We start from the raw sequence: 22,632 nt of genomic DNA, 5'->3' as shown, positions 1-22,632 counted from the left end.
TTCGATAATTAAGTCGGGTAATGAAATGGGTAAATGCCGCGCTCTGATTGAGCACCCGATTACACTAACTCAGTCCTTAAACAAGCTAAGCCTGGAATGATGATGGTTTAAGCATGGCAGCTTAAGTATGGCGGCTTAAGTATGGTGAATCTTGCAGCATGCCGGACAGGTTCCATACAGCGCTAACCGGTGTCTAAGCAATTGAAATCCGTGTGTCTGGGCAACCTGTAATTGGCGCGATTCAATTACATCGTCGGCGAACTCAATCACCGTGCCGCAGTCGAGGCAAATCAGGTGGTCGTGATGACCGCCCTCGCTAATTTCATAAATCGCTTTACCTGATTCAAATACATTGCGCGCCAGAATTCCCGCTGCCTCTAATTGCGATAACACTCTGTAAACGGTTGCTAAGGCGATCATCGCGTTTTGCTCCAGCAAGCGTCGGTACACGTCCTCCGCGCTGAGGTGGCGCTGCTTGCTAGTGCGTATCACCTCTAATATTTTTTGCCTCGGAATGGTACTTTTTAAGCCAAGATTTTTTAAATCCTGATCGCAAGTTCGCTCAACCACCTGTGTCTCTTTATGTTGTAGTGTGGATCGCATCATTCGCCGCCTGTGCCGTCATTCTGGACTTCTGAGATTAGCTGTTCATCTTGGTAGCCAACTGATCGGCTGTGTTTAACTGCTTGATTGGATTGATTAGGCTGACTTTTTAGCTGGATATCCTTAAGGCAGCGTGCCATGCTACTAACGCTGGGTTTCTCAACAAACACGCAGGGTTTGCCTGTTCTTTTGCAATGATCTTTAACTCGCCAGTACGCACCATGGCTGACGCAACCAGTTTGGCAAATAACTAAATCGGCGGCCGCAAGACTAGCGCCGAGTAAAGAGGCATTATCTTCATCACCACCGTCATGATGTAAAAAATGTCCACCAGTACGCTCTATCATTTGTCGGTACATCGGGACGATGTTCGGACGTCCGCCAACACATAATATCGACCGGTTTTGTAGGCCAAGATTTTGTAAATTAGCGGCAGTATTACTCGCTTCATACTGTGCTGAGCGATCAGATAATAAGGTTGCCATATCTGCCTCTGCTTTTTGCTGCAGTTGCTGCAGTTGATGGAGTTGCTGAGCTTGCTCCAATTGGGATTGCTGCCGCTGCATGCTGGCGAGCTGCTTCTCTAAATCATGAATGCGTGCGATTTGCATATCGATATGACGTGCTTGCTCTTGTCTTGCACGTAAATCAGGGAAGCCCGCTTCCAGCTCCTTGACCTGATCTTGCAAACTGGCGATCACCGTATTTTTGCCAATCAAGCTGGCATGCAACTGCACTTGATCGGTTTGCAATTGCTCAATGGCGGCACTTTTGGCGGCGATGATTCGGGTATTGCGCTCTTGATGGGCGGCCAACTCTTTGCTAGCGTGTTCATAATCAGCCTGCATTTCAATAAAACGTCGGCTGCTAACACGATCAGCTGTGCCAACCTGATGTTGCAGCATATGGATTTCTCTTAACACCCGTTCTTCTAAAGAATTATCGCAGCGCGCATGAGTCAGCGTTGCCCACAATACGCCAGCAACATCTGCGCTGTGCTGTCCCTGCGACCACCAGGCAGACAGCGCCTCGCTTGTCTTAATCTGTGATGACTGACGCAAAGCAATCGCGTAACGGCGCTCTAACTCTGCCTGCAAACGCTCCGTCATCGCCGTGCGAAATTTGCAGTCAGCTATCGCACCACAATGTAATTCGTAATCATCAGCAACCGTCTGCCCACCTAATGCCTTATCCACCAGACGACGCAAGACCGTGATGGACAAACAAACCCCGATAACAGGACATAACGCATGATATGGCAACTCCCATAAGCGACGGCGACGCGATCCCTTCGCAGCCAAACGTTGAGAAATCGTATCGATATCAATTGGACTGGAATCAGCGTTTGAAGTTGAGTTGGAATTGAGGTTGGAATTGAGGTTGAAATTCGGGCTGGAGTTCGGGCTAGAATTCAGATTTACTGGCTTATTCGCTTTTTTACCTAGTTCGCACATGAGCTACCCTCCGTTAATGTCTGATGTTATTGCCACCGTCAGTGGCAAGTACCCGAGATTCAGACGATTCAGAATCGTGCAAAGCTGGATCAACATCTAAACGTTTTTGGGCAAAACTCAGCATCTCGGTCAGTTCACGAAAAGCATCTAATTCAAATCTGACCGTCACCGCTCGCAAATTCAAATGCACATGTCCGCACTCGGGACAAGTCGTCACATGACCTACATCGCTGGCAGCGACCAAGGTCTGGCGACATTCTACATAGTTGGTTTTGTGTGACATGAAATAACTCCTCACGGGTAAATGAGAAGTTATTGCATCAATAAATGATAATGATTCGCATTTATATTTTGAGTGGAGCTATGTTTGATTGATTGATCGTCTAAAGATGACATTTATAAAATATCAACTAATCAAAAATGATAACGAGGAAGCAAATTAGAGTTCTAAGAAGAATATCTCCCAAAAACCGCATGAACCCAATCCACCAAAGAAAAAAGGGACTAGATTTGCATCTAGTCCCTTGAATCTGGTGCGGCTGGCAGGAATCGAACCCACGACCCCTTGGTTCGTAGCCAAGTACTCTATCCAGCTGAGCTACAGCCGCGAAAAACGAAAGTATAGCATAGCCAAATTCGCTTGATAAGCCCCCACGCTATTTTTCAAGCGTTTTTGAGGCTCTCAGCAAACTAAAGTAGTTTAAATTTCAACCTGAGAACCGACTTCAATTACGCGATTAGTTGGTACTTGATAATAATCTGCTGCATCACGTGAATTTTTAGACATGATGACGAATAGCCATTCGCGCCACAAGGCCATACCGCTATTCGGTCTTGAAATAATCGTCTGGCGCGCGATGAAGTAAGAAGTTTCCATCCGCTCAAATGTCAGCCCAAATGGTTCACATAAATCCAGCGCTTTGGGGATATCCGGTTCATTTTTAAAACCGTAAAACACATCAATCTGGTAGCAATCATGACCCAGATCAGTCACTTTGACTCTGTCTGAGGCCGGCACCCAAGGAATATCCTCGTTATGCAAAGTTAAAAATATAACCCGTTCGTGCAGAATTTTATTGTGCGACAAGTTGTGCAACAGCGCATGAGGCACGCCGTCGGACTCGCCGCGCAAAAAGATGGCGGTCCCAGCGACCCGCACAGGCGGTGATACGAATAAGGAAGATAGAAACGCCTCCAGCGGAATCGCATGCTTTTTCAGATTGTCAAATACCAGCTCACGACCACGCTTCCAGGTCACCATTACGGTAAACATGATGATGCCCAATACGACAGGGAACCAGCCACCGTGGAAGAATTTCAAGCCATTGGCCGAGAAAAATGCGAGATCAATCGTCGTAAAAAATCCGGTAGCGACAAAGCAAAGAATCGGATTGTATTTCCAGCCGTAACGGATCACGAAGAAAGTTAAGATCGACGTCACCAACATCGTGCCAGTAACAGCAATGCCGTATGCAGACGCCAGATTAGAAGAATTACCAAAACCGACTACCGCTGCCACCACCACCAATAACTGCAACCAGTTGACCGCAGGGATATAAATTTGACCGATCTCTTGCGATGACGTGTGGACGATTTTCATTCTTGGCATAAAACCTAAAGAAATCGCCTGCTTAGTCATGGAGAAAGTACCAGAAATAGTTGCCTGTGATGCGATCACAGTAGCAACAGCAGACAAAGCGACTAAAGGATAAACACTCCAGGCACCCAATTGCTGATAAAACGGATTGCTAACAGCGTCCGGCGTGACGATCAATAATGCGCCCTGCCCTAAATAATTTAGACCCAACGCAGGAAACACCACCATAAACCACGCCATTCTGATTGGCTTGCGGCCAAAGTGTCCCATATCTGCATACAAAGCCTCAGCACCGGTAAATGCCAGCACTACTGCGCCTAGTGCTAAAAATGCTAGCCACCCGTTAGACACTAAAAAACGTACTGCATGCAACGGGCTTAACGCACCCAGAATCATTGGCATTTTGATGATATTAATTACGCCCATCACAGCCAAGGCGACAAACCAAATCACCATAATCGGACCGAACCATTTACCAATACCCGCAGATCCTTTGCTTTGCACCGCATACAGAGCGATCAACACCACCAAAGTAATCGGGACCACATAAGGAGAAAATGCGGGGGTAGCAACCTCTAGCCCCTCAATCGCTGATAGCACAGAGATCGCGGGAGTAATTACACCATCGCCATAAAACAGCGCAGCGCCGAACAAACCAATCACAAAGAGTAAAAAATGCCATCTGGAGGCTTTGCCAACCGATTCCAGCGCCAATGCGGTCAGCGCCATAATCCCACCTTCGCCCCGGTTATCCGCCCGCAAAATCAGGGTGACGTACTTAATCGCAACGATGATGAACAATCCCCACAAGATCAGCGATACCACGCCAAAAATGTTGGCTTCGTTCAGAGGTAGACCGTGTTCTTTTGAAAACACCTCTTTCATCGTGTAAAGAGGGCTGGTGCCAATATCGCCGTAGACAATGCCGACTGCTGCCAGCGTTAGCCCCGCCATTGTGCTTTTTTCGTGTTGATTATTTGATAAATTAGCCAATTGTGTACCTTGTTATTCTTGGTGCGTTGCACAATAGGTGATTCCGTAGCGAAATTCAAGCACCAATTTCAGGAATCAAAACATTATGGGGTTAAGCAACAACAGACCACACTCTGCAAAGTTTCTTTTGAACTGTCAATAAAAACAATACCTATATTCACCACCTCGAAAACCTTGACAACAGAATGAAACAGGCGGTCGAATCCAGAATTCGCATAACTAAAGTTGAAATGATTCGTTTTACTGCGGCGGACACAATGGAATAATTTTGGCATTGACATCTGTAAAGAATGCTATGCCCCACTCATCTCACTCTGCCTTAACATCGGCACCATTAAAGCCAAGCATATTAACTTCGGCACCATTAGCGTCAGCAACATTGCGTGCTGGCGTGCCAAACCATCTTCATGCAAGTTCGCTCTTTGAAGTCTCTGCCGTCACAGCAGAAATCGCAAAAACACTAGCAGCAACTGCCGTCGAGCGCGACCGGGCTGGTGGACATGCAGCTGCAGAAAGAGAATTACTACGCGATAGTGGCTTACTCACTTTATCAATTCCGGCAGAATACGGCGGCTTAGGTGCGCCCTGGCCGCAGATTTTTCAAACCATTCGTGACTTAGCCAAAGTCGATAGCGCGCTGGCGCATGTGTTTGCGTTCCATCATCTGCAACTGGCGGGCGTGCAGCTGTATGGCGATAAAACGCAGCAACGTACTTTTTTCACCAACACGGTCAACAACCGCTGGTTTTGGGGCAATGCCTTAAATCCATTGGATAAACGTGTTGTTGCTCACACGCTTGCTGACACGGCGACTGAAGCAATCATTGAAACTAGCGACGGCGAATACAAAATTAACGGCATTAAAAGTTTTTCCTCTGGTTCGGTCGGATCGGATTTACTCACCATATCGGCATGGCATGAAGCCAGCCAAAGTCCTCTGATTGCAGCGATACCGAGCAATCGTAGCGGCATCCAGATCAATCCCGACTGGGATGCGTTTGGTCAGCGCCAGACTGATAGCGGCAATGTAGTCTTTACCAATGTGATTTTGCACAAGGGAGAGATTTTGCTAGCGCCCGGCACAGCGGCGACAGCACAAGCCAGTGTGCGCTCACAGGTCGCACAATTAATCATGACCAATCTGTATTTGGGCATAGGCTTAGGCGCTTTTGATGAAGCCAGACGATACAGCCGTGATGAAGCACGCCCCTGGTTTGCCTCCGGCGTGCAAAGCACGGTTGATGATCCCTATATTCAGCATCGTTTTGGCAGCCTCTGGTTATTACTGCGCCCTGCAATTGCATTGGCGGATCAGGCAGCGGAGCACCTGCAACGTGTCTGGAATAAAGGAGAAGCAATCACGGTGCAGGATCGTGGTGAGCTGGCGATCAGCGTGGCAGAAGCCAAATGCCTGTCGCATCAAGCCGGACTGGAAGTATCTAGCCAAATGTTTGACATCACTGGTGCACGCTCGACGAGTGCACGTTATGGCTGCGACCGCTTCTGGCGCAACGTCCGTGTACACACATTGCACGACCCTATCGATTACAAACTGCGTGATCTGGGTCGCTATGTTCTCAGCGGCAGTTTGCCAGAGCCTACACCTTACTCGTGATCAGGACGCCCCTCATGTCTCAATTGTCTACACTATTTGATGCGACCAAATTCGCCAAGCTTGCAACAACGGCAAACGGCACGCACGTCAGCAAGCAATCGCTTGAAAAAGACTTCGTGATTCAGCTTGATCAGGTATCAAAATCATTTGCGCTGCCTGCAGGTAAACAGTTTGATGCAGTCAAAGACGTGTCGTTACAAATACATTCTGGCGATATCTTTGGTCTGATTGGAAAAAGTGGCGCAGGCAAATCAACTTTGCTGCGTCTGATCAATTTACTGGAGCGACCAGATAGCGGAACCGTTACAGTCAACCATGTTGATCTGACCGCACTGGATAAATAGGCATTACGGAAAGCGCGTCAGTCCATCGGTATGATCTTCCAGCAATTTAATTTATTGCAGAATGCCAGTGTATTTCAGAACATTGCCCTGCCCTTAAAAATCCATGGCGGACTAAACCGTGCGCAAATCGCAGAGCGTGTACAAGAATGTTTGTCTCTGGTTGATCTGGCAGACAAAGCCAATAGCTATCCATCACAATTATCAGGCGGCCAAAAACAACGTGTAGCGATTGCCCGCGCACTGGCCAGCCGCCCAACAGTCTTGTTATGTGATGAACCCAGCTCTGCCTTAGACGCCGAAACTACGCGTGCATTGTTGGCGACGCTGCGCGATATCAATGCACGCCTCGGCGTCACGATTGTAATCGTCACGCATGAATTGTCGGTTGTCCATGAGTTATGCGAGCACGTCGCGGTGATAGAAAACGGTTCCATCGCGGAGCAATTTGCACTCGCCGATAACATCACACCGCGCAAAACAGCGTTGGGGAAAGAGCTAGTGCATTACGCCAAATTTGCACGAAGTATTCTGGAACAAGAACGTGCTGAAAAGCAGGCGCTATCCCAATTCAATCGCCCTGAACAAATAGAGCAGCAACAAAGGCAAGGATTGCAAGTTCAGCAGCCACGTGAGTTAGCACATGTCTGAGAATATTCTGAATATCTTGCCTGAGCTTTGGATCTCTATCGCGCAAACGTTTTTGATGCTAGGCATTGGCCTGAGCGCGGCGGTACTAATTGGTGGTCCCTTGGGTATTTTGTTATACCTGGTCGGACCGGGGCAATCGCTGGCTAACCGTCCGGTGTTTACGGTACTGGATTGGCTGGTGAGTACGGTGCGGTCTTTTCCCTTCATTATTTTGCTGGTCGCGTTGGTGCCGTTTACCCGTTCGATTGTAGGCTCCTCAATTGGCCCGACTGCGGCGGCAGTGCCATTGTCGATTGCTGCCATTCCTTACTTTGCCCGGTTGGTAGAACAAAGCTTGCGTGAGATTCCGCGCGGTGTGATCGAGGCAGCCCACGCCATTGGCGCATCAGAATTACAAATTATATGGCGCGTTTTGCTGGTGGAATCCAGGTCTGGTCTGGTACTGGGATTTACCGTATTAGCGATCAGCTTTTTGTCTTATTCCGCCGTCGCAGGTGTGGTGGGTGGCGGCGGTATCGGCGATCTGGCGATACGTTATGGCTACTACCGTTTTCAAACCGACGTGATGGTTTTTACCATCGCTATTTTGGTGGTACTGGTACAAATAATTCAGTTTGTCGGCAACACAGTTGCGCGACATATTGATCATCGCTGAGCGCTCTAATTGTCTAGCGCATGCTGATTTCTATGATTCTCTAAGCATATCAAAAATATATACTGGATAGGAGTAATTTTAATTTCCCATATAATCATTGGACAATAGAGCATATTTTATAAAAATGATGGGGAGTATATTGAAAATGAACCAATACCAGCGATTAAATCATCTGAGTTTTGGTGCTCCAGTGGTGTTCCTCATCGTCGCTCCTCATCGTCGTTCATCACGCTGTTGATCGAAAGCACGCAGTATCCTGTTTCTGAATTATTTATTCCCAATATGTTTGCTTCCTAAGAACCTAAAATTTTTATCAAGAGGAATTTCCATGTCACTCTCTTCATCCAATCGCCGTCGCTCTAGTTTGGGCTTATTCGCTAGTGTTGCCATTAGCTCTACGATCACGGTAACGACCATATTTAGTCCACTCGCATTGGCACAAGAAAAAAAAGAAATCGTGATCGGTGCAACTGCGGGGCCCTACTCGGATCAAGTCAAATTAGGTATCAAACCGATCCTAGAGAAAAAAGGATATCAGGTAAAGATTGTCGAATTTAATGACTACATCCAACCTAACTTCGCACTGGCACAGGGCTCACTCGATGCGAATGTTTTTCAGCATATCGTTTATCTGACCAAGTTTTCTACTGAAAATAAATTGGCGCTGACTGAAGTCATCAAAGTACCCACTGCACCGATTGCGATCTACAGTAAAAAACATAAAACGCTGGATGAAGTCAAAGATGGCGCAACCGTGGCGCTGCCAAATGACCCGACTAATCAAGCGCGAGCACTGGTCGTGCTGGAACAATTAAACTGGCTGAAATTGCGCGTAGGCTATGACCCAATACGCGTCTCAGAAAGAGATGTCGCGTCCTATACCAAAAAGATCAAACTAGTCCCGTTAGAGGCAGCGCAACTGCCGCGCTCACTGGATGACACGGACTACTCTTTCATCAACGGTAACTTTGCGATTGCGTCGGGGCTCAAAATCAGTGAGGCTCTCGCATTAGAAAAAACTTCCGCGACTTACCAAAATCTAGTCGCAGTGCGTACTGCCGATAAAGGAAGTAAATGGGTTCAGGATTTAGCGGACGCCTACCGTTCACGTGAATTTCTTGAGATCACTAACAAGCACTTTGCTGGCTTTGTTAAAACAGACTATCAGCAAGCATTGAATCAAAGCCGCTTAAATCAGCAGGCTGTCACTGTGAGTGCGAAATAATCAGTCATGGCAAAGCAGATCCGGTTTAACGCATTTCAAATCAATAGTGTCGGGCACCAGTCGCCAGGTCTCTGGACACATCCACGTGACCAGTCCCATCGTTACACAGATCCAGAGCATTGGATCTGTCTGGCGCAACTGCTAGAGCGTGGCTTATTTGACGGACTATTTTTAGCCGATGTACTTGGTGTCTATGACGTCTATCAATCGAATGCCGACGCAGCATTGCGTGGCGGTGTGCAAATTCCGCTGAATGATCCCTTAGCACTGGTACCGCTGATGGCGCATGCCACTCAGCACCTGGGTTTTGGCGTGACCTGCGCACTGACCTATGAACATCCCTACTCATTTGCTCGCCGCATCTCGACGCTGGATCATTTGAGCAAAGGACGGATTGCGTGGAATATTGTCACCGGCTATCTTGACAGCGCAGCACGAAATCTGGGATTAGAACATCAGATTGGTCACGATGCACGCTACGACATCGCAGAAGAATATATGGAAGTCGTATACAAACTTTGGGAACAAAGTTGGGAAGACGATGCTGTCGTACGCGATAAAGTCAACGGCATATTTACCGATCCAAGCAAAGTTCACGCGATTCATCATCATGGAGAAAACTATCGGGTGCCAGGTTTCCACTTGTGTGAACCTTCGCCCCAGCGCACTCCCTTGTTATTCCAGGCTGGTACATCGGGACGCGGTAAAAATTTTGCAGGCAAACATGCCGAATGCGTTTTCGTCAGCGGACCCAGCAAAGCGGTAGTCAAACATTATGTACAAGACTTGCGCGCTGCCACACTAGCAGCCAGACGCAATGCCGATGACATTTTGATATACGCCCAGGCCTTGATCATCACAGCCGCAAGCGAAGAAGAAGCCCAAGCCAAATATGCCGACTACCGCAGTCATATCGACATTACCGCAGCACTCGCGTTGCTGTCGGGCTGGACTGGTGTGGACTTTAGTAAATATGACCCGGATGCCACAATTGAATATATGGAAAACGATGCCGGCCGATCGGCATTAGCATCATTCAGCCAGGCTGACCCTACACGTCGCTGGACAGTGAGAGAAGCGGCAGAGTTTATCGGCCTTGGCGGACGTGGTCCGGTGTTGATCGGTAGCCCACAGCAAATCGCCGATCAACTGATCGATTGGGTAGAAGAAACCGGGATAGACGGTTTCAATCTGGCGTTTGCTGTATCACATGACAGTATGGCCGACGTGGTTGATTTCATCGTACCCGAGCTCCAAAAACGCGGACGCTATCGTAACCACTATATCGGCGGCACACTGCGCGACCAGTTATTTGGCACAGGAAATCGCTTGCCTGAAAATCATATTGGACGGCAGATCAGAATCCAGTCTCAGGAATCCGCATAAATTACTTTTAAGATCAGGTCGCTTGCATCCTAAAAAACTAGTGTTGAAAAATCCATAAGATAGATTAATCAGTTTTGGACAACAGCCTGATTATGGTCGCCAGATACAGCGGAGATGGATAAATCCGGTTTTGTTCATAGCAGGTATGAGTCAACTTGATGACATGGTCGTTATCACTCTGAATCGCCTTAGCAAATAAATCTGACCAGGCTTGTTCTGGAGATGTTCGGTACAACGAATTGAGTATTAATTCTGCCTCACGCTCGGCAGAAACGAGTGATGGTAGCGAGGGTGCTCCTACCGACACATAGGCGGCACAAAAAGCCACCCACAATTGCGGCAATAAGACGACGACTAAATTCTGCGGCAAACGAGCAAATACAATGCGCGCAGCATGCATCGCCGTGACCATGTGCAGCACAGTAAAATTTTTACTTTTCCAGTAGGCGACGATTGCTAAGCTTGTCATCTCACGCATCATCTCATTCAATAACTGAGACTGATTTTCGATCAGGTAGAGGCCATCAGCAAAGCGCGGATCGGCGACCACCGCTTTCAGACTACCGACAATCGAATCACCCACATACAGATTTGGATTGGCTTTGTACAATAGCGACAACTGGGCCAATGCTTGCTCCGCTGTACCAGCAAACTGCGGCTGATTGTCCTTTATCTTAATGTCCAGATTCGACACCACAAGATGTGCCAGTCCGGCGGCAATTTCTCCAATATGATGCGCATCTAAACCATATGCGAGGCGGATCAAGGCATGGAACGCCGCCGTTGCTGGCGCAAAAGGGATCTGACTTAACACTTCGATCAACACCTCATCAGTACTGCGGGCAGAAATCGCCGTCATAAAATAAGCACGTAAGGGCATGAAGTTATCCACTTGTCCTAGCTGCCGTTGCCAATTATCAGCAGTCACTTTACATTGACTCATTCGCATTGGCAGCGCATAAGTGTTTTGCCACATACTAAAAAACTGTTGTAAACGTTCTGGGCTGGCTCCCATCTTCGCTAACGCGATCAATGCCATAGGACAGTGATTAGTCGTACCTTTTGATGCCAACGCAAAATGAGCACTGGCATCAAGCAGCTGGTCTAAAAGCTCAGATGCGGAGTAATCCCTGACAGATTCTGTTGAACCTTTTTTCATCGCAATGTCCTTAACAATTTTTGATGAAATAAGCATACAAGTTCAAGTACACTTGAAGTCAAGGATAATTTTTGTTAACTATGATGCGTGTATTAAAAGCTGAAACAAAGGGAATTACGGTGAAAAAATCAACCGAGAATCTGATTAGCATTGGTGACTTGGCGAAACGCTCTGGACTCGCAGCTAGTGCATTACGATATTACGAAGAACAAGGATTGATCACCAGCTCACGCAATGCGGGGCAACAAAGACAGTTTCCAAAAGAAGTATTGAGGCGTATCGCTTTTATTCGTGCCGCGCAAACTGCGGGTCTGAGCCTGAGCGAAATCAAATCAGCATTAGCGTCACTGCCCGGACAACGCACACCGACAAAACAAGATTGGGAAAAATTGTCATCCTCATGGCAAACGACACTCCAGCAGCGCATAGATGCCTTAGTTGCGCTACGGGACAAACTCACGTCCTGCATAGGCTGCGGCTGCCTCTCACTGAAATCCTGCTCGCTGTATAACCCAGGCGACGTTGCGGCTCAACGTGGTAACGGCGCGCGTTATTTAAACGGCGATACGGCGATTGAAGTGATGAAAGCGCATCAGCGCTTAATCACGTCATCAATTACATCCAGATCGATAAAATCATCCATTAAATCGACGTAATCAATCGCTATAAAAAAATACCTCAATCATTAATCAAATTATGAATCGTGCAGAAAAAAGCCACCCGCTAAAGCTGGTGGCTTTTCAATTGATCAGGTTTGTTTAAGAAACCAGTATCAATAATTTCAATAATATTAATATTAGAAAGTCTTGCTGATCATTGCAACCAATGATGTTTTACCCATGAATTTTCCATTCACTGGCGATGCATAAGCGATCTTGTCAGCATTCGTACCGATTACGGACAAAGAGCCTGTAACACCGAAAAATTCTTTAGTGACGCCAACTTTCCAATCGGTGTATGTCGCTGCTGAATTGTTTTTGACGTTTTGACGACCTGCGTGCAAATTCAATGTATAGCCATTGGTGATATCAAGGTTCGCACCCAGATCTAGGTAGCCACTGTTTTTACTATCGGCAAAACCGAACAAATTCGTGACTGCGTGTGAGTATTTAATATACGCTGGGCCGTATCCTACTTGACCATAGATTTCAGTCGTATTGGCGTCAACAGGCAAATCGTTAGATGGATAAACGTAAGTCAAAACTCCGATATCGTAAGAAACGTCTTTAGCGATCTCGCCACGTTTGCCGGCATACAAATCCAGCTCAACATCGCCACTACCACCTGCATCTTTAATCCATTTGATCGTAGACGCCCAAGTACCAACATAGAAACCTGTTGGATTGTTAGTGTAATCTGCACCGCCTTGCAACGCTGGTTGCAAACGTGTTTGTGAGATACCACGATAGCGGTAGTCAGATGTCAGTGCTGCATTGAAACTGACCTCATTGTCTGGTTTAGCATCTTCTGCATGAGCAAAAGTGCCTAAAAATAAGCTAGAGAGAGCGCTGACGAGGAGTAGTTTTTTCATGTTATTTCCTAAGATAAAAAAGATAAAGATCAAACTTAAAATTCACTAATGAATTTGCCATAGTACAAATGACAGGCGTGCAAAGTCCTGCCCCTCAGGTTGGCAACCTGAAGGTTTTTTCTGTTTAAAAGTGTTTTAGCTCGGTATCAGTAAGCGATAACCGACTGCTGTCTCCGTTAAGAAGAAGCGTGGCTGGGTTGGATCGTCTTCCAATTTTTGCCGTAAATGTCCCATGTAAATACGCAGGTAATGTCCATCTTCTGAATGAGATGGCCCCCATACTTCACGCAGCAATTGCGGGTTGGTTACCACCCGTCCTGCGTTCGCCACCAACGCGCTGAGCAGACGGTATTCTGTCGGTGTCAGATGCACCATCGTTCCGCCTTTGGTGACCATACGCGCTTGCTGATCGACACGGATATCGCCAAATTGCACGACACCATCTGTGTTAGCGCCAGGCTGACGCTGTCTGCGCAAAGTGGCGCGTACACGTGCCAGCAACTCACCGACACCAAATGGCTTACTTAAAAAATCGTCTGCACCGGCATCCAGCGCCTTGATTTTATCGGCCTCATTAACTCTGGCGGATAACACGATTACCGGCACGCTGGACCATTTACGCAAGTCTTTTAAAAAATCAACGCCGTCGCCATCTGGCAAGCCAAGATCTAACACGATTAAATCGGGCTGGCGGGTTCCGGCGTCAATCAAGCCGCGTTGTAAACTGCCAGCTTCTTCGACTTGCCAGCCCTCTTCTTCTAGGGCGCTGCGTACAAAGCGGCGTATTTGCGGCTCATCCTCGACCAATAAGGCGGTGGGAGTGGTTTCTGTCATCATAATTTTTCTAACTTGTATTTTTAACGCAAATTGTTGACGTCGTTTTAATCAGTTTTAGCTCATTCTATTCAGCCAGTATTTAAACTAGCTAAACCAGCAATTCTGGCTCTGGCAACATGGGCGGCGTTCCTAGCGGGAGAGTGAAGCAGATACATGCCCCACCTTCTTGCGAATGCGCTGCCGCGATGCGCCCGTTATGCGCTTCGATAATGGCGCGACAAATCGCCAGGCCAAGACCAACTCCGGGGGTGGCGGACTCACGTTCGCCACGAGTAAACTTTTCAAAAATCGCTTCTTCGCGCCCTATTGGTAAACCAGGGCCGTTATCATCCACCATCACTCTGACCACGCTGTTATGGGCATCTACTTCGGCACGGATCACAATGAGCGATTGCGGCGGAGAATATTTGGCGGCGTTCTCTAACAAATTACACAAAACCCGCTCAATCAGCACCGCATCAAAATGTAGCAAAGGCAAATCACGCGGTAATTTGGTTTGCACCTGGTATTGCGCCAACGCCGCAGTGCTGGCACGCAGAGAACTACCAACCACCTCTTCCAGCGGTTGCCATTGCAAATTCAATTTCACTTCGCCACTTTGGATTCTTGCCATATCCAGCAAATTGGATACCAGTGCGCTCATCCGTATTGCTTCGTCATGCAACACTTGCGCCATTTGTTGTTGGGCATCAGACAGAGTGGGCTTCGACATCGTCAGTGATTCTGAAATGCCGACCAACGAAGTTAACGGTGTGCGCAAATCATGTGATAAGGCCGCCAATAGAGAATTGCGCAGACGCTCTGACTCCATATGGATCAGTGCATCCTGTGCGACCTCGATGTAATGCACTCGCTCCAGCGCAATCGCGGCCAATGCAGCAAAGGTATCTAACTGTTGACGTTGCTCTGGAATCAAAATCCAGCGCCGGTTGTCAGGCTGTATGACCAGCAAGCCTCTGGTACGCATAGGCGCAACCAGGGGCAAATAGAAAAAGCTACTGGCGGGCAAAGTATCTGTGCCCATGCCTGCTGCCTCAACTTTATCAAATGCCCATTGCGCAATACCTAAATCAAGACCTTCTACCGGCGTTTGCGGCGCTTGTAATTTGCCTGCATCATCCGGCAATAATAAAGTCGCTGTCGCACGGAAAGCACGTTGAATAATCGCCTGAGTGCTTTCAGAAATTTGCTCAGATTGCAGAACACCGGACAGGTCGCGTGCGAACTCATACAGTGCCCTGGCACGCGACTCGCGATGGGCTGAGACTCTGGCTTGATAACGCAATCCCGCAGTCAGATGTCCCGTTATTAGTCCTACTGCCAGCATCACACAAAAGGTAATTAAGTACTGTAAATCGCTAACGGCAAACGTAAATCGCGGCGGAACAAAAAAGAAATCAAAGGTCGCTACCCCGATCACTGTCGCTAGTACAGAAGGACCACGTCCCAAGCGCAATGCGACCAAGACCACCGCCAGCATAAACAGCATGGCGATATTGACCAGATGCAAATGGTCTAATAATGGCGTACATAAAACTGACGTACCGGTGATCGCTAGCAGCGCATATAAATACCGTAACTGCTTACGAAATCCGCGAGCTGATCTGACTGGATCTTCTGCCCTGTCCCAATCGCTACCGGCGGCGTTGAACTGCTCGACGCGTTCTTCTTTTTCGGCGCGTTCGGCGTTTTCATCATGCGATGCGGCACGACCAATTTCGATCAAATCCAGATCAGGAGCTAAACTAGCAATGCGTTTATGAATCGAGGTTTGCGACCAAGAGGTGCCGCGACGCCCCACCACAATTTTAGAAAAATTCAAACTATGCGCATAATCGACTACCGCCGTTGCCACATCTTGGCCTGTCAGTACCGCCGTCTTGGCACCAAGGTCTTGCGCTAGCTTTAAACTTTTTAAAATCCGTTCGCGTTGCGCCGCAGATAGGCGTTGTAATTGCGGCGTCTCTACATAGACCGCATGCCATTCGGCACTGAGCTGGCTGGCTAATCTGGCGGCACTGCGTATTAAGTGGTCAGCACCAAAACCCGGACCTACACAGGCGAGTAAGGCAGCATCTGTTTTCCAGACTTTGCCGATGGATTTTTCTATCCGGTACGCCTGCACGTCTTCTTCTACCCGATCAGCGGTGCGGCGTAAGGCCAGCTCGCGCAGTGCAATCAGATTGCCTTTACGGAAGAAATTTTTTGCGGCGCGCTCTGCCTGCTGCGGTTTGTAGACACGGCCACTTTGCAAACGTGCCAGCAATTCGTCAGCGGGGACATCAACCAGCACGACTTCATCGGCCTCATCAAATACGGTATCGGGTACCGTCTCTGCCACGCGGATACCGGTGATGCCGCCAACGACGTCATTCAAACTATCTAAATGTTGAACATTGACGGTGGTATAGACATCAATCCCTGCATCGAGTAATTCTTCTACGTCTTGCCATCTCTTAGGATGACGCGAACCCGGTGCATTGGAATGCGCCAGTTCGTCCATCAGAATCAACGGTGGTTTGCGTTCCAGCGCCGCATCGAGATCAAATTCGGTCAGCGTCTTGTCGCGGTAATTAATGGCTTTCGGTGGCAGGATTTCTAAACCATCGAGCAGAGCCAGCGTCTCACGGCGGCCATGGGTTTCTACCACACCGATTAATACTGGCTGACCTTCACTCTGCAATTTGTGCGCGGCACTCAACATTGCATAGGTCTTGCCAACACCCGCTGATGCGCCGAAATAAATACGCAACTTGCCACGGGTAGCACGACGCTCTTGTGCCTGCACATGTGCGAGCAAGATGTCGGGGTCGGGACGTTGATCGTGAATATTAGCCATCTAGGTTGTTCTTGAGCTTCTGGTTTGTGCTTCGGGATTCAGCTTATGGAGTCTACTTTTGCAAACGGTCAGATTAATAACTTAAACTAAAAATTAGGGGGGTATATGCCAAAATCACCCTTATTGTCCAGACATTACCTGGACGATTAAAAATACAGGTAGCAGTATATTTAATGACAGAATAATCAAATTACTTCTAAAAATGCTTGATACCACTTACGGCTAGTAACTAATTAACTAATCAACTCATTAATCAACTGATCGAGAAAAAACTAAGCAAGCATCACGTCATTAAGCACTTTTAGAAATACTCTTATTCAAATAGACGGGACACACATGGTGCATCCCGCATATCAATACTCAACTACAGGACTTGCGCAAAATTGTCCCGGCCAGACGTAGCGACGACAGCGATCTCCGGTAAGACTAGTCGCTGCTACGCAGCCGGGGTGATTTTACGTAAATCTACAATGACAGATTACTTCTGATCCAGTGCCAGGTTCAAGGCTAATACGTTGACCCGTGGCTCTCCAAACACACCCATCACCGGGCGTTGTGAGAATTTCTCGATCAATTCCATGACTTGCTCATTGGTCATTTTACGCTCACGAGCAATTCTAGTCGCTTGATACTGTGCCGCGGCGATACTGATTTCTGGATCAAGACCACTAGCTGATGCGGTCACTAAATCGACTGGAATCTTTTGTTTATTCTCTGGATCAGCTGCTTGCAAGGTCGCAATGCGTCCTTTAACCGCATCCATCTGTGCTGGATTAAATGGGCCCAGATTAGAACCGCTCGACGCCGTTGGATTGTTCGGCATCGGCGATGTCGCAGAAGGACGGCTCCAGAAATATTTGTTTGAGCTGAATGCCTGACCGATCAGGCTAGAACCGATCATCTTACCGTCACGCTCAACCAGACTGCCTTCGGCTTGCTTGTTAAACGCCACTTTGCCGATGCCGGTGATTGCGTAGGGATACGCGACACCAACGATCAGACTGAAGCCAACAAACAACACTACGGCAGGACGAAATTGGGAAAATAGAGAATTCATTTTCAATCCTTCATTACACTAAATTAAACAGAGCAAGAATCATGTCGATCAACTTGATGCCTGCGAACGGCAACACGATACCGCCCAGACCGTAGATCAACAGATTACGACGTAACAAACGCGCTGCACCGATTGCACGATACTTCACACCTTTGAGTGCCAGCGGGATCAGGAACACAATGATCAGCGCATTAAAAATCACCGCAGACATAATCGCCGAGGCTGGGCTGGACAAATGCATCACGTCCAACGCTTTCAACTGCGGGTAGGTGGCGACGAAAGCGGCAGGGATAATCGCAAAATATTTCGCTACGTCGTTCGCAATCGAGAAGGTAGTTAAAGAACCGCGTGTCATCAGCATTTGTTTACCAATTTCTACGATCTCTAACAACTTGGTTGGATTAGAATCCAAATCCACCATGTTGCCCGCTTCTTTCGCTGCTTGGGTACCTGAGTTCATCGCAACGGCGACGTCTGCTTGTGCCAATGCTGGCGCATCATTGGTACCGTCACCAGTCATCGCAACCAGACGGCCTTCGGACTGATAGCTGCGGATCAATTTCAGCTTATCTTCTGGCGTTGCTTCTGCCAAAAAGTCATCTACACCGGCTTCTGCGGCAATCGCAGCTGCAGTCAGCTTATTGTCACCTGTGATCATGATGGTTTTGATACCCATGCGGCGCAGCTCGGCAAAACGCTCCTTGATGCCACCTTTGACGATATCTTTTAACTCAATCGCACCCATGACTTTGCCATCGTCCACTACCACCAGTGGTGTACTACCACGACGAGAAATATCGTCCACTGTTTTGCTGACTTCGGCTGGGAAAGGACGGCCTAAGCTCTCAACAAACTTCTTCACTGAATCAGCCGCACCTTTACGGATGACACGAGTACCGATATCGACACCGCTCATACGAGTTTGCGCAGTGAATTCGATAAATTGCGCATTCAGGCTCGCCATTTCACGTTCACGCAAATTACATTTTTGCTTTGCTAACACTACGATACTGCGACCTTCTGGTGTTTCGTCAGCTAATGATGCGAGTTGTGCTGCATCACCCAATTGAGCAAGGATTACACCTGGCGCAGGGAAAAACTCAGATGCTTGACGATTACCTAAAGTGATCGTACCTGTCTTATCCAACATCAAGACGTCAACGTCACCAGCGGCTTCAACCGCACGACCTGATGTCGCGATAACGTTGGCTTGCATCATGCGGCTCATACCAGCAACACCGATGGCGGATAACAAGCCACCTATCGTGGTTGGGATCAGACATACCAGCAAGGCGATCAAGACCGTAATAGAGATAGGGCTAGATGCAATACCTGCCAATTTCGCCGCTTCTACGCTATATAAAGAGTATGGCAACAGAGTGACGGTAACGAGCAAGAAAATAATCGTCAGTGCTACCAACAAAATCGTCAATGCGATTTCGTTTGGTGTTTTTTGGCGTTTTGCGCCTTCTACCATGGCGATCATACGATCAATAAATGCTTCACCAGGATTCGACGTAACACGCATCACCAACCAGTCTGACAACACGCGAGTACCACCGGTGACAGCAGAGAAATCGCCACCAGATTCACGGATCACCGGTGCGGATTCACCTGTGATCGCACTTTCGTCCACGGTTGCTACGCCTTCGATCACTTCACCGTCGATAGGAATGACATCACCAGTTTCTACCAACAAGACATCGCCTTTACGCAAGTCGCTGGCATTGGCTGGCAACCAGCTTGTGCCGTGTTTTGGTACTGCCAGTTTCTTGGCAATCACTGTTTGCTTTAAAGCGCGTAACGACGCGGCTTGCGCTTTGCTGCGACCTTCCGCCAATGCTTCGGCAAAGTTAGCGAACAAGACGGTGAACCACAGCCAGACTGATATCGCCAGGATAAAACCAGCACTGGCTTCACCTTTACCAAACAAGGCTTGCAGCCACAACAGCGTAGTTAAGATACTGCCGACATACACCACAAACATCACCGGGCTGCGCAATTGCGTCGCTGGATTCAGCTTTTTAAAGGCATCGACAACTGCTGGCCACATCAGTGTGCTATCCATCATGCTGAGTGATTTTGCGCTACGCAGTTTATCTGCGGAGGCATCACCTTGATCAGCTATGGCTTTATTTGTATTTTGAGAATTAACGCTAGACATGAGTTTTTTCCTTAGTGAACTTAATGAGCCGCGAACAATTGCAGATGTTCGACAACCGGTCCAAGCGCCAATGCCGGAACATAATTCAAGACGCTAATCAACACCACCGTACCAACCAGCAACGAGATAAACATCCAGCCATGGGTCGGCATGGTGCCTGCGTTCACTTCCAAACGTTTTTTAGCTGCCAGAGAACCAGCGATCGCCAAGATAGGCACGATCATCGCAAAGCGACCAAACCACATCGCAATCGCCAACATGATGTTGTAGAAAAGTGTGTTGGCAGACAAACCAGCAAACGCACTACCGTTGTTATTTGCAGCGGAGGTAAAGGCATACAGCATCTCAGAGAAACCATGCGCACCAGGATTGGCAATACCAGCTTTGCCTGCATCTGCCATCACTGCAATCGCAGTACCAACCAATACCAATGCTGGCGTCACCAAGATCACGATCGCGGTCATTTTCATTTCATAAGACTGGATTTTTTTGCCCAGATATTCTGGTGTGCGTCCAATCATCAAGCCAGCGATAAACACTGCCAGGATTGCGAAAATCAACATGCCGTACAAACCAGAACCAACACCGCCAAACACTACTTCACCAAACTGCATCAGGACGATAGGTACCAGACCACCGAGTGGCATTAAAGAATCATGCATCGCATTTACAGCACCGCAAGATGCTGCAGTCGTAATTGCTGCAAACAAGGCAGAGGCACTGATACCGAAGCGAGTTTCTTTACCTTCCATATTGCCGCCGGATTGCAGCACACTCGTCACCTGATCAACATTCAAGGCTTGCATTAGCGGATGGATTTGCTGCTCTGCCATCAATACACCGATCGTCATCACGACAAACAAAATTGTCATGGCGCCCAGTACCGCCCAGCCTTGGCGAATATCACCAACCATGCGACCAAAAGCAAAACATAATGCCGCTGGAATCAAGAAAATACTCAACATCTGTGCAAAGTTCGTCAGATAGTTTGGATTCTCATAAGGATGGGCTGAGTTGGCATTGAAGAAGCCGCCACCATTCGTGCCGATCATTTTGATTGATTCTTGCGACGCTACTGGACCCATTGCAATCGTTTGGGTTTTAGTCGTCAAGGTTTCCATTACTGGCGCACCTTGTGCATCTTTTAAAGGCTGACCATCAGCGCCGACTTTGGGCTGGCTGTAAGTGACCGGATCAAGCAAAGTCGCATCTTTGTAACCATCAAAGTTTTGGATCACGCCCTGCCCCATCAGGAACACAGCGAAGATCACAGACAATGGCAATAACAAGTACAAAGTCGTGCGAGTGATATCGACCCAGAAGTTACCGATGGCTTTAACTGAATGATGTGAAAAACCGCGGATCAACGCAAATACAACCGCAATACCAGTCGCGGCGGAAAAGAAGTTTTGCCCTACCAAAACCAGCATCTGAGTCAGATAGCTCATAGCAGATTCGCCTGAGTAACCTTGCCAGTTGGTGTTACTGACAAAACTCACTGCTGTATTAAATGCGGAATCAGGACTGATATTGGCAAAACCTTGTGGATTCAACGGCAACCATTGCTGCACACGTTGCAGCAAGTACACCGCCAGCGCGCCCAGTGTGTTGAACACCAACAACGCAAACGCGTAGGTTTTCCAACCCATGCCCTGCTCTGGATTAACACCAGCAGCACGATACAAGACTTTTTCCAAGCCAGACAACCAGCCAAAACCGGGAACACGACCATTACCCGCTAATTTGGCAATGAAACTTCCTAGCGGATAGGACAACACCAACAATATTGCTAAAAATGTCAGCAATAAGACAATCGCCTGAGTCGTCATCACAGTTCCTCTGCTTTCAACAATGCAATCACCAAATACACCAACAAGGCAGCAGCTACGACTGCGCCTAAAATAGTGAACATACTCATTTCGTTTCTCCCAACTTGTTACAAACGTTGGCGAACAAAGCGACCAATATAAAAAAGATCAAAATGCCGCCGACATAAAAAATATCCAGAAGATCGCTCATCATGTTTCCACGTAGTTAGTTTTAACAACCGGAAGGATAGCCAGAGGGGTCTAAAGATTTTGTAAAGACTGCTAGGAGGGGTGTAAACGAGATGTAAAAATTTGAAGTGCGTGATGAGGAAGGTGTTTTATAGCTATGAATTCGTTATTAGTAGATGCTTTAGCGACGCGGTTAAGAGAGATTAATAGCGGGCCAGCACCAATTCAATCAGTCAACGGTATTTGCTTTTGCATGTTAATACCAGTGACTTCATAACCAAGCGAGGCATACAAAGCTTGAGCACCACTATTGAACGCAAATACATGCAAACCTATGACAGACAACCCTAACGAGCGAACAAATAACTCCAGCGCAGCAAACGCCCGTTTTGCGTGCCCTTGGCGGCGATACGACTCAGCTACTTCGATATTGTAGAGATCTTTGCACGATAAAAAGCCAAGCAGAGTGTTTACCTCAAATGAGACAATAGCAACAGGATAAATTTAAAGAGTGGCAATCATGGCGTG

General features: G+C 47.8%; 18 protein-coding genes, 1 tRNA gene and 1 pseudogene. 6 read left to right on the top strand and 14 right to left on the bottom strand.

The genetic code is table 11. From position 1 onward, the window contains the following. Positions 1-135: 135 nt before the first annotated feature. From fur to AAKU61_RS13540, 5 genes are all read right to left on the bottom strand, one after another. Entirely contained in the window at positions 136-603 is a 468-nt protein-coding gene (gene fur, locus AAKU61_RS13560; protein ID WP_354333076.1) for a ferric iron uptake transcriptional regulator, read from the bottom strand. Next, the gene (locus tag AAKU61_RS13555; protein WP_354333012.1) at positions 603-2,057 is read right to left on the bottom strand and encodes a DUF2325 domain-containing protein; all 1,455 of its coding nucleotides are present in this window, start codon (positions 2,055-2,057) and stop codon (positions 603-605) included. Before AAKU61_RS13555 ends, fur begins: the two co-directional genes overlap by 1 nt. A gap of 13 nt (positions 2,058-2,070) precedes the next feature. Further along, complete coding sequence (locus AAKU61_RS13550; RefSeq protein WP_322118531.1) at positions 2,071-2,340, bottom strand: hypothetical protein; 270 nt, start codon at positions 2,338-2,340, stop codon at positions 2,071-2,073. A gap of 248 nt (positions 2,341-2,588) precedes the next feature. After that, positions 2,589-2,665: transfer RNA gene (locus tag AAKU61_RS13545), tRNA-Arg, on the bottom strand. A gap of 92 nt (positions 2,666-2,757) precedes the next feature. Further along, entirely contained in the window at positions 2,758-4,608 is a 1,851-nt protein-coding gene (locus tag AAKU61_RS13540; RefSeq protein ID WP_322121562.1) for a potassium transporter Kup, read from the bottom strand. 334 nt (positions 4,609-4,942) lie between these two features. Between AAKU61_RS13540 and AAKU61_RS13535 the strand changes: the two genes are divergently transcribed. The 5 genes and pseudogenes from AAKU61_RS13535 to AAKU61_RS13515 all read left to right on the top strand — a co-directional run bounded on the left by AAKU61_RS13535 (position 4,943) and on the right by AAKU61_RS13515 (position 10,520). Beyond that, a complete protein-coding gene (locus AAKU61_RS13535) occupies positions 4,943-6,262 on the top strand; it encodes an acyl-CoA dehydrogenase family protein (RefSeq protein ID WP_354333010.1) in 1,320 nt (439 codons plus the stop codon). A gap of 116 nt (positions 6,263-6,378) precedes the next feature. Beyond that, a pseudogene (locus AAKU61_RS13530) lies at positions 6,379-7,254 on the top strand (methionine ABC transporter ATP-binding protein). Continuing rightward, on the top strand, positions 7,247-7,909 hold the full coding sequence (locus AAKU61_RS13525) for a methionine ABC transporter permease (protein WP_354333008.1): 663 nt from the start codon (positions 7,247-7,249) through the stop codon (positions 7,907-7,909). Before AAKU61_RS13530 ends, AAKU61_RS13525 begins: the two are co-directional and overlap by 8 nt. Before the next feature lie 328 nt (positions 7,910-8,237). Further along, a complete protein-coding gene (locus tag AAKU61_RS13520; RefSeq protein ID WP_354333007.1) occupies positions 8,238-9,134 on the top strand; it encodes a MetQ/NlpA family ABC transporter substrate-binding protein in 897 nt (298 codons plus the stop codon). 6 nt (positions 9,135-9,140) lie between these two features. Then, positions 9,141-10,520 carry an LLM class flavin-dependent oxidoreductase gene (locus AAKU61_RS13515; RefSeq protein ID WP_354333005.1) on the top strand — a complete coding sequence of 460 codons (1,380 nt, stop codon included), beginning with the start codon at positions 9,141-9,143 and terminating at the stop codon, positions 10,518-10,520. A gap of 64 nt (positions 10,521-10,584) precedes the next feature. Here the strand turns inward: AAKU61_RS13515 and AAKU61_RS13510 are convergent, their stop codons facing one another. Continuing rightward, complete coding sequence (locus AAKU61_RS13510) at positions 10,585-11,679, bottom strand: questin oxidase family protein (RefSeq protein WP_354333003.1); 1,095 nt, start codon at positions 11,677-11,679, stop codon at positions 10,585-10,587. Between the two features lie 83 nt (positions 11,680-11,762). Between AAKU61_RS13510 and soxR the strand changes: the two genes are divergently transcribed. Beyond that, entirely contained in the window at positions 11,763-12,335 is a 573-nt protein-coding gene (gene soxR, locus AAKU61_RS13505; protein ID WP_503012615.1) for a redox-sensitive transcriptional activator SoxR, read from the top strand. A gap of 140 nt (positions 12,336-12,475) precedes the next feature. On the opposite strand, the gene AAKU61_RS13500 is transcribed toward soxR, so the two are convergent. The 8 genes from AAKU61_RS13500 to AAKU61_RS13465 form a co-directional block, all read right to left on the bottom strand. After that, positions 12,476-13,210: a TorF family putative porin gene (locus AAKU61_RS13500; protein ID WP_354333000.1), complete on the bottom strand. Its 735-nt coding sequence runs from the start codon at positions 13,208-13,210 to the stop codon at positions 12,476-12,478. A gap of 135 nt (positions 13,211-13,345) precedes the next feature. Continuing rightward, positions 13,346-14,044: a two-component system response regulator KdpE gene (gene kdpE, locus AAKU61_RS13495; RefSeq protein ID WP_354333074.1), complete on the bottom strand. Its 699-nt coding sequence runs from the start codon at positions 14,042-14,044 to the stop codon at positions 13,346-13,348. A gap of 91 nt (positions 14,045-14,135) precedes the next feature. After that, the gene (kdpD, locus tag AAKU61_RS13490) at positions 14,136-16,886 is read right to left on the bottom strand and encodes a two-component system sensor histidine kinase KdpD (protein WP_354332998.1); all 2,751 of its coding nucleotides are present in this window, start codon (positions 16,884-16,886) and stop codon (positions 14,136-14,138) included. A gap of 478 nt (positions 16,887-17,364) precedes the next feature. Beyond that, the gene (gene kdpC / locus AAKU61_RS13485) at positions 17,365-17,943 is read right to left on the bottom strand and encodes a potassium-transporting ATPase subunit KdpC (protein ID WP_354332996.1); all 579 of its coding nucleotides are present in this window, start codon (positions 17,941-17,943) and stop codon (positions 17,365-17,367) included. A 13-nt stretch (positions 17,944-17,956) separates the two neighbouring features. Next, the gene (kdpB, locus tag AAKU61_RS13480) at positions 17,957-20,107 is read right to left on the bottom strand and encodes a potassium-transporting ATPase subunit KdpB (RefSeq protein WP_354332994.1); all 2,151 of its coding nucleotides are present in this window, start codon (positions 20,105-20,107) and stop codon (positions 17,957-17,959) included. Positions 20,108-20,127: 20 nt separating this feature from the next. Beyond that, entirely contained in the window at positions 20,128-21,936 is a 1,809-nt protein-coding gene (kdpA, locus tag AAKU61_RS13475) for a potassium-transporting ATPase subunit KdpA (RefSeq protein WP_354332992.1), read from the bottom strand. Further along, complete coding sequence (gene kdpF / locus AAKU61_RS13470) at positions 21,936-22,025, bottom strand: K(+)-transporting ATPase subunit F (RefSeq protein WP_322118514.1); 90 nt, start codon at positions 22,023-22,025, stop codon at positions 21,936-21,938. Before kdpF ends, kdpA begins: the two co-directional genes overlap by 1 nt. A gap of 304 nt (positions 22,026-22,329) precedes the next feature. After that, positions 22,330-22,569: a GNAT family N-acetyltransferase gene (locus AAKU61_RS13465; protein WP_354333072.1), complete on the bottom strand. Its 240-nt coding sequence runs from the start codon at positions 22,567-22,569 to the stop codon at positions 22,330-22,332. Positions 22,570-22,632 lie beyond the last annotated feature (63 nt).

Source organism: Undibacterium sp. GrIS 1.2, from assembly GCF_040544435.1.
Lineage (GTDB): Bacteria > Pseudomonadota > Gammaproteobacteria > Burkholderiales > Burkholderiaceae_D > Undibacterium.
This window is presented reverse-complemented; position numbering and strand designations above follow the sequence as displayed.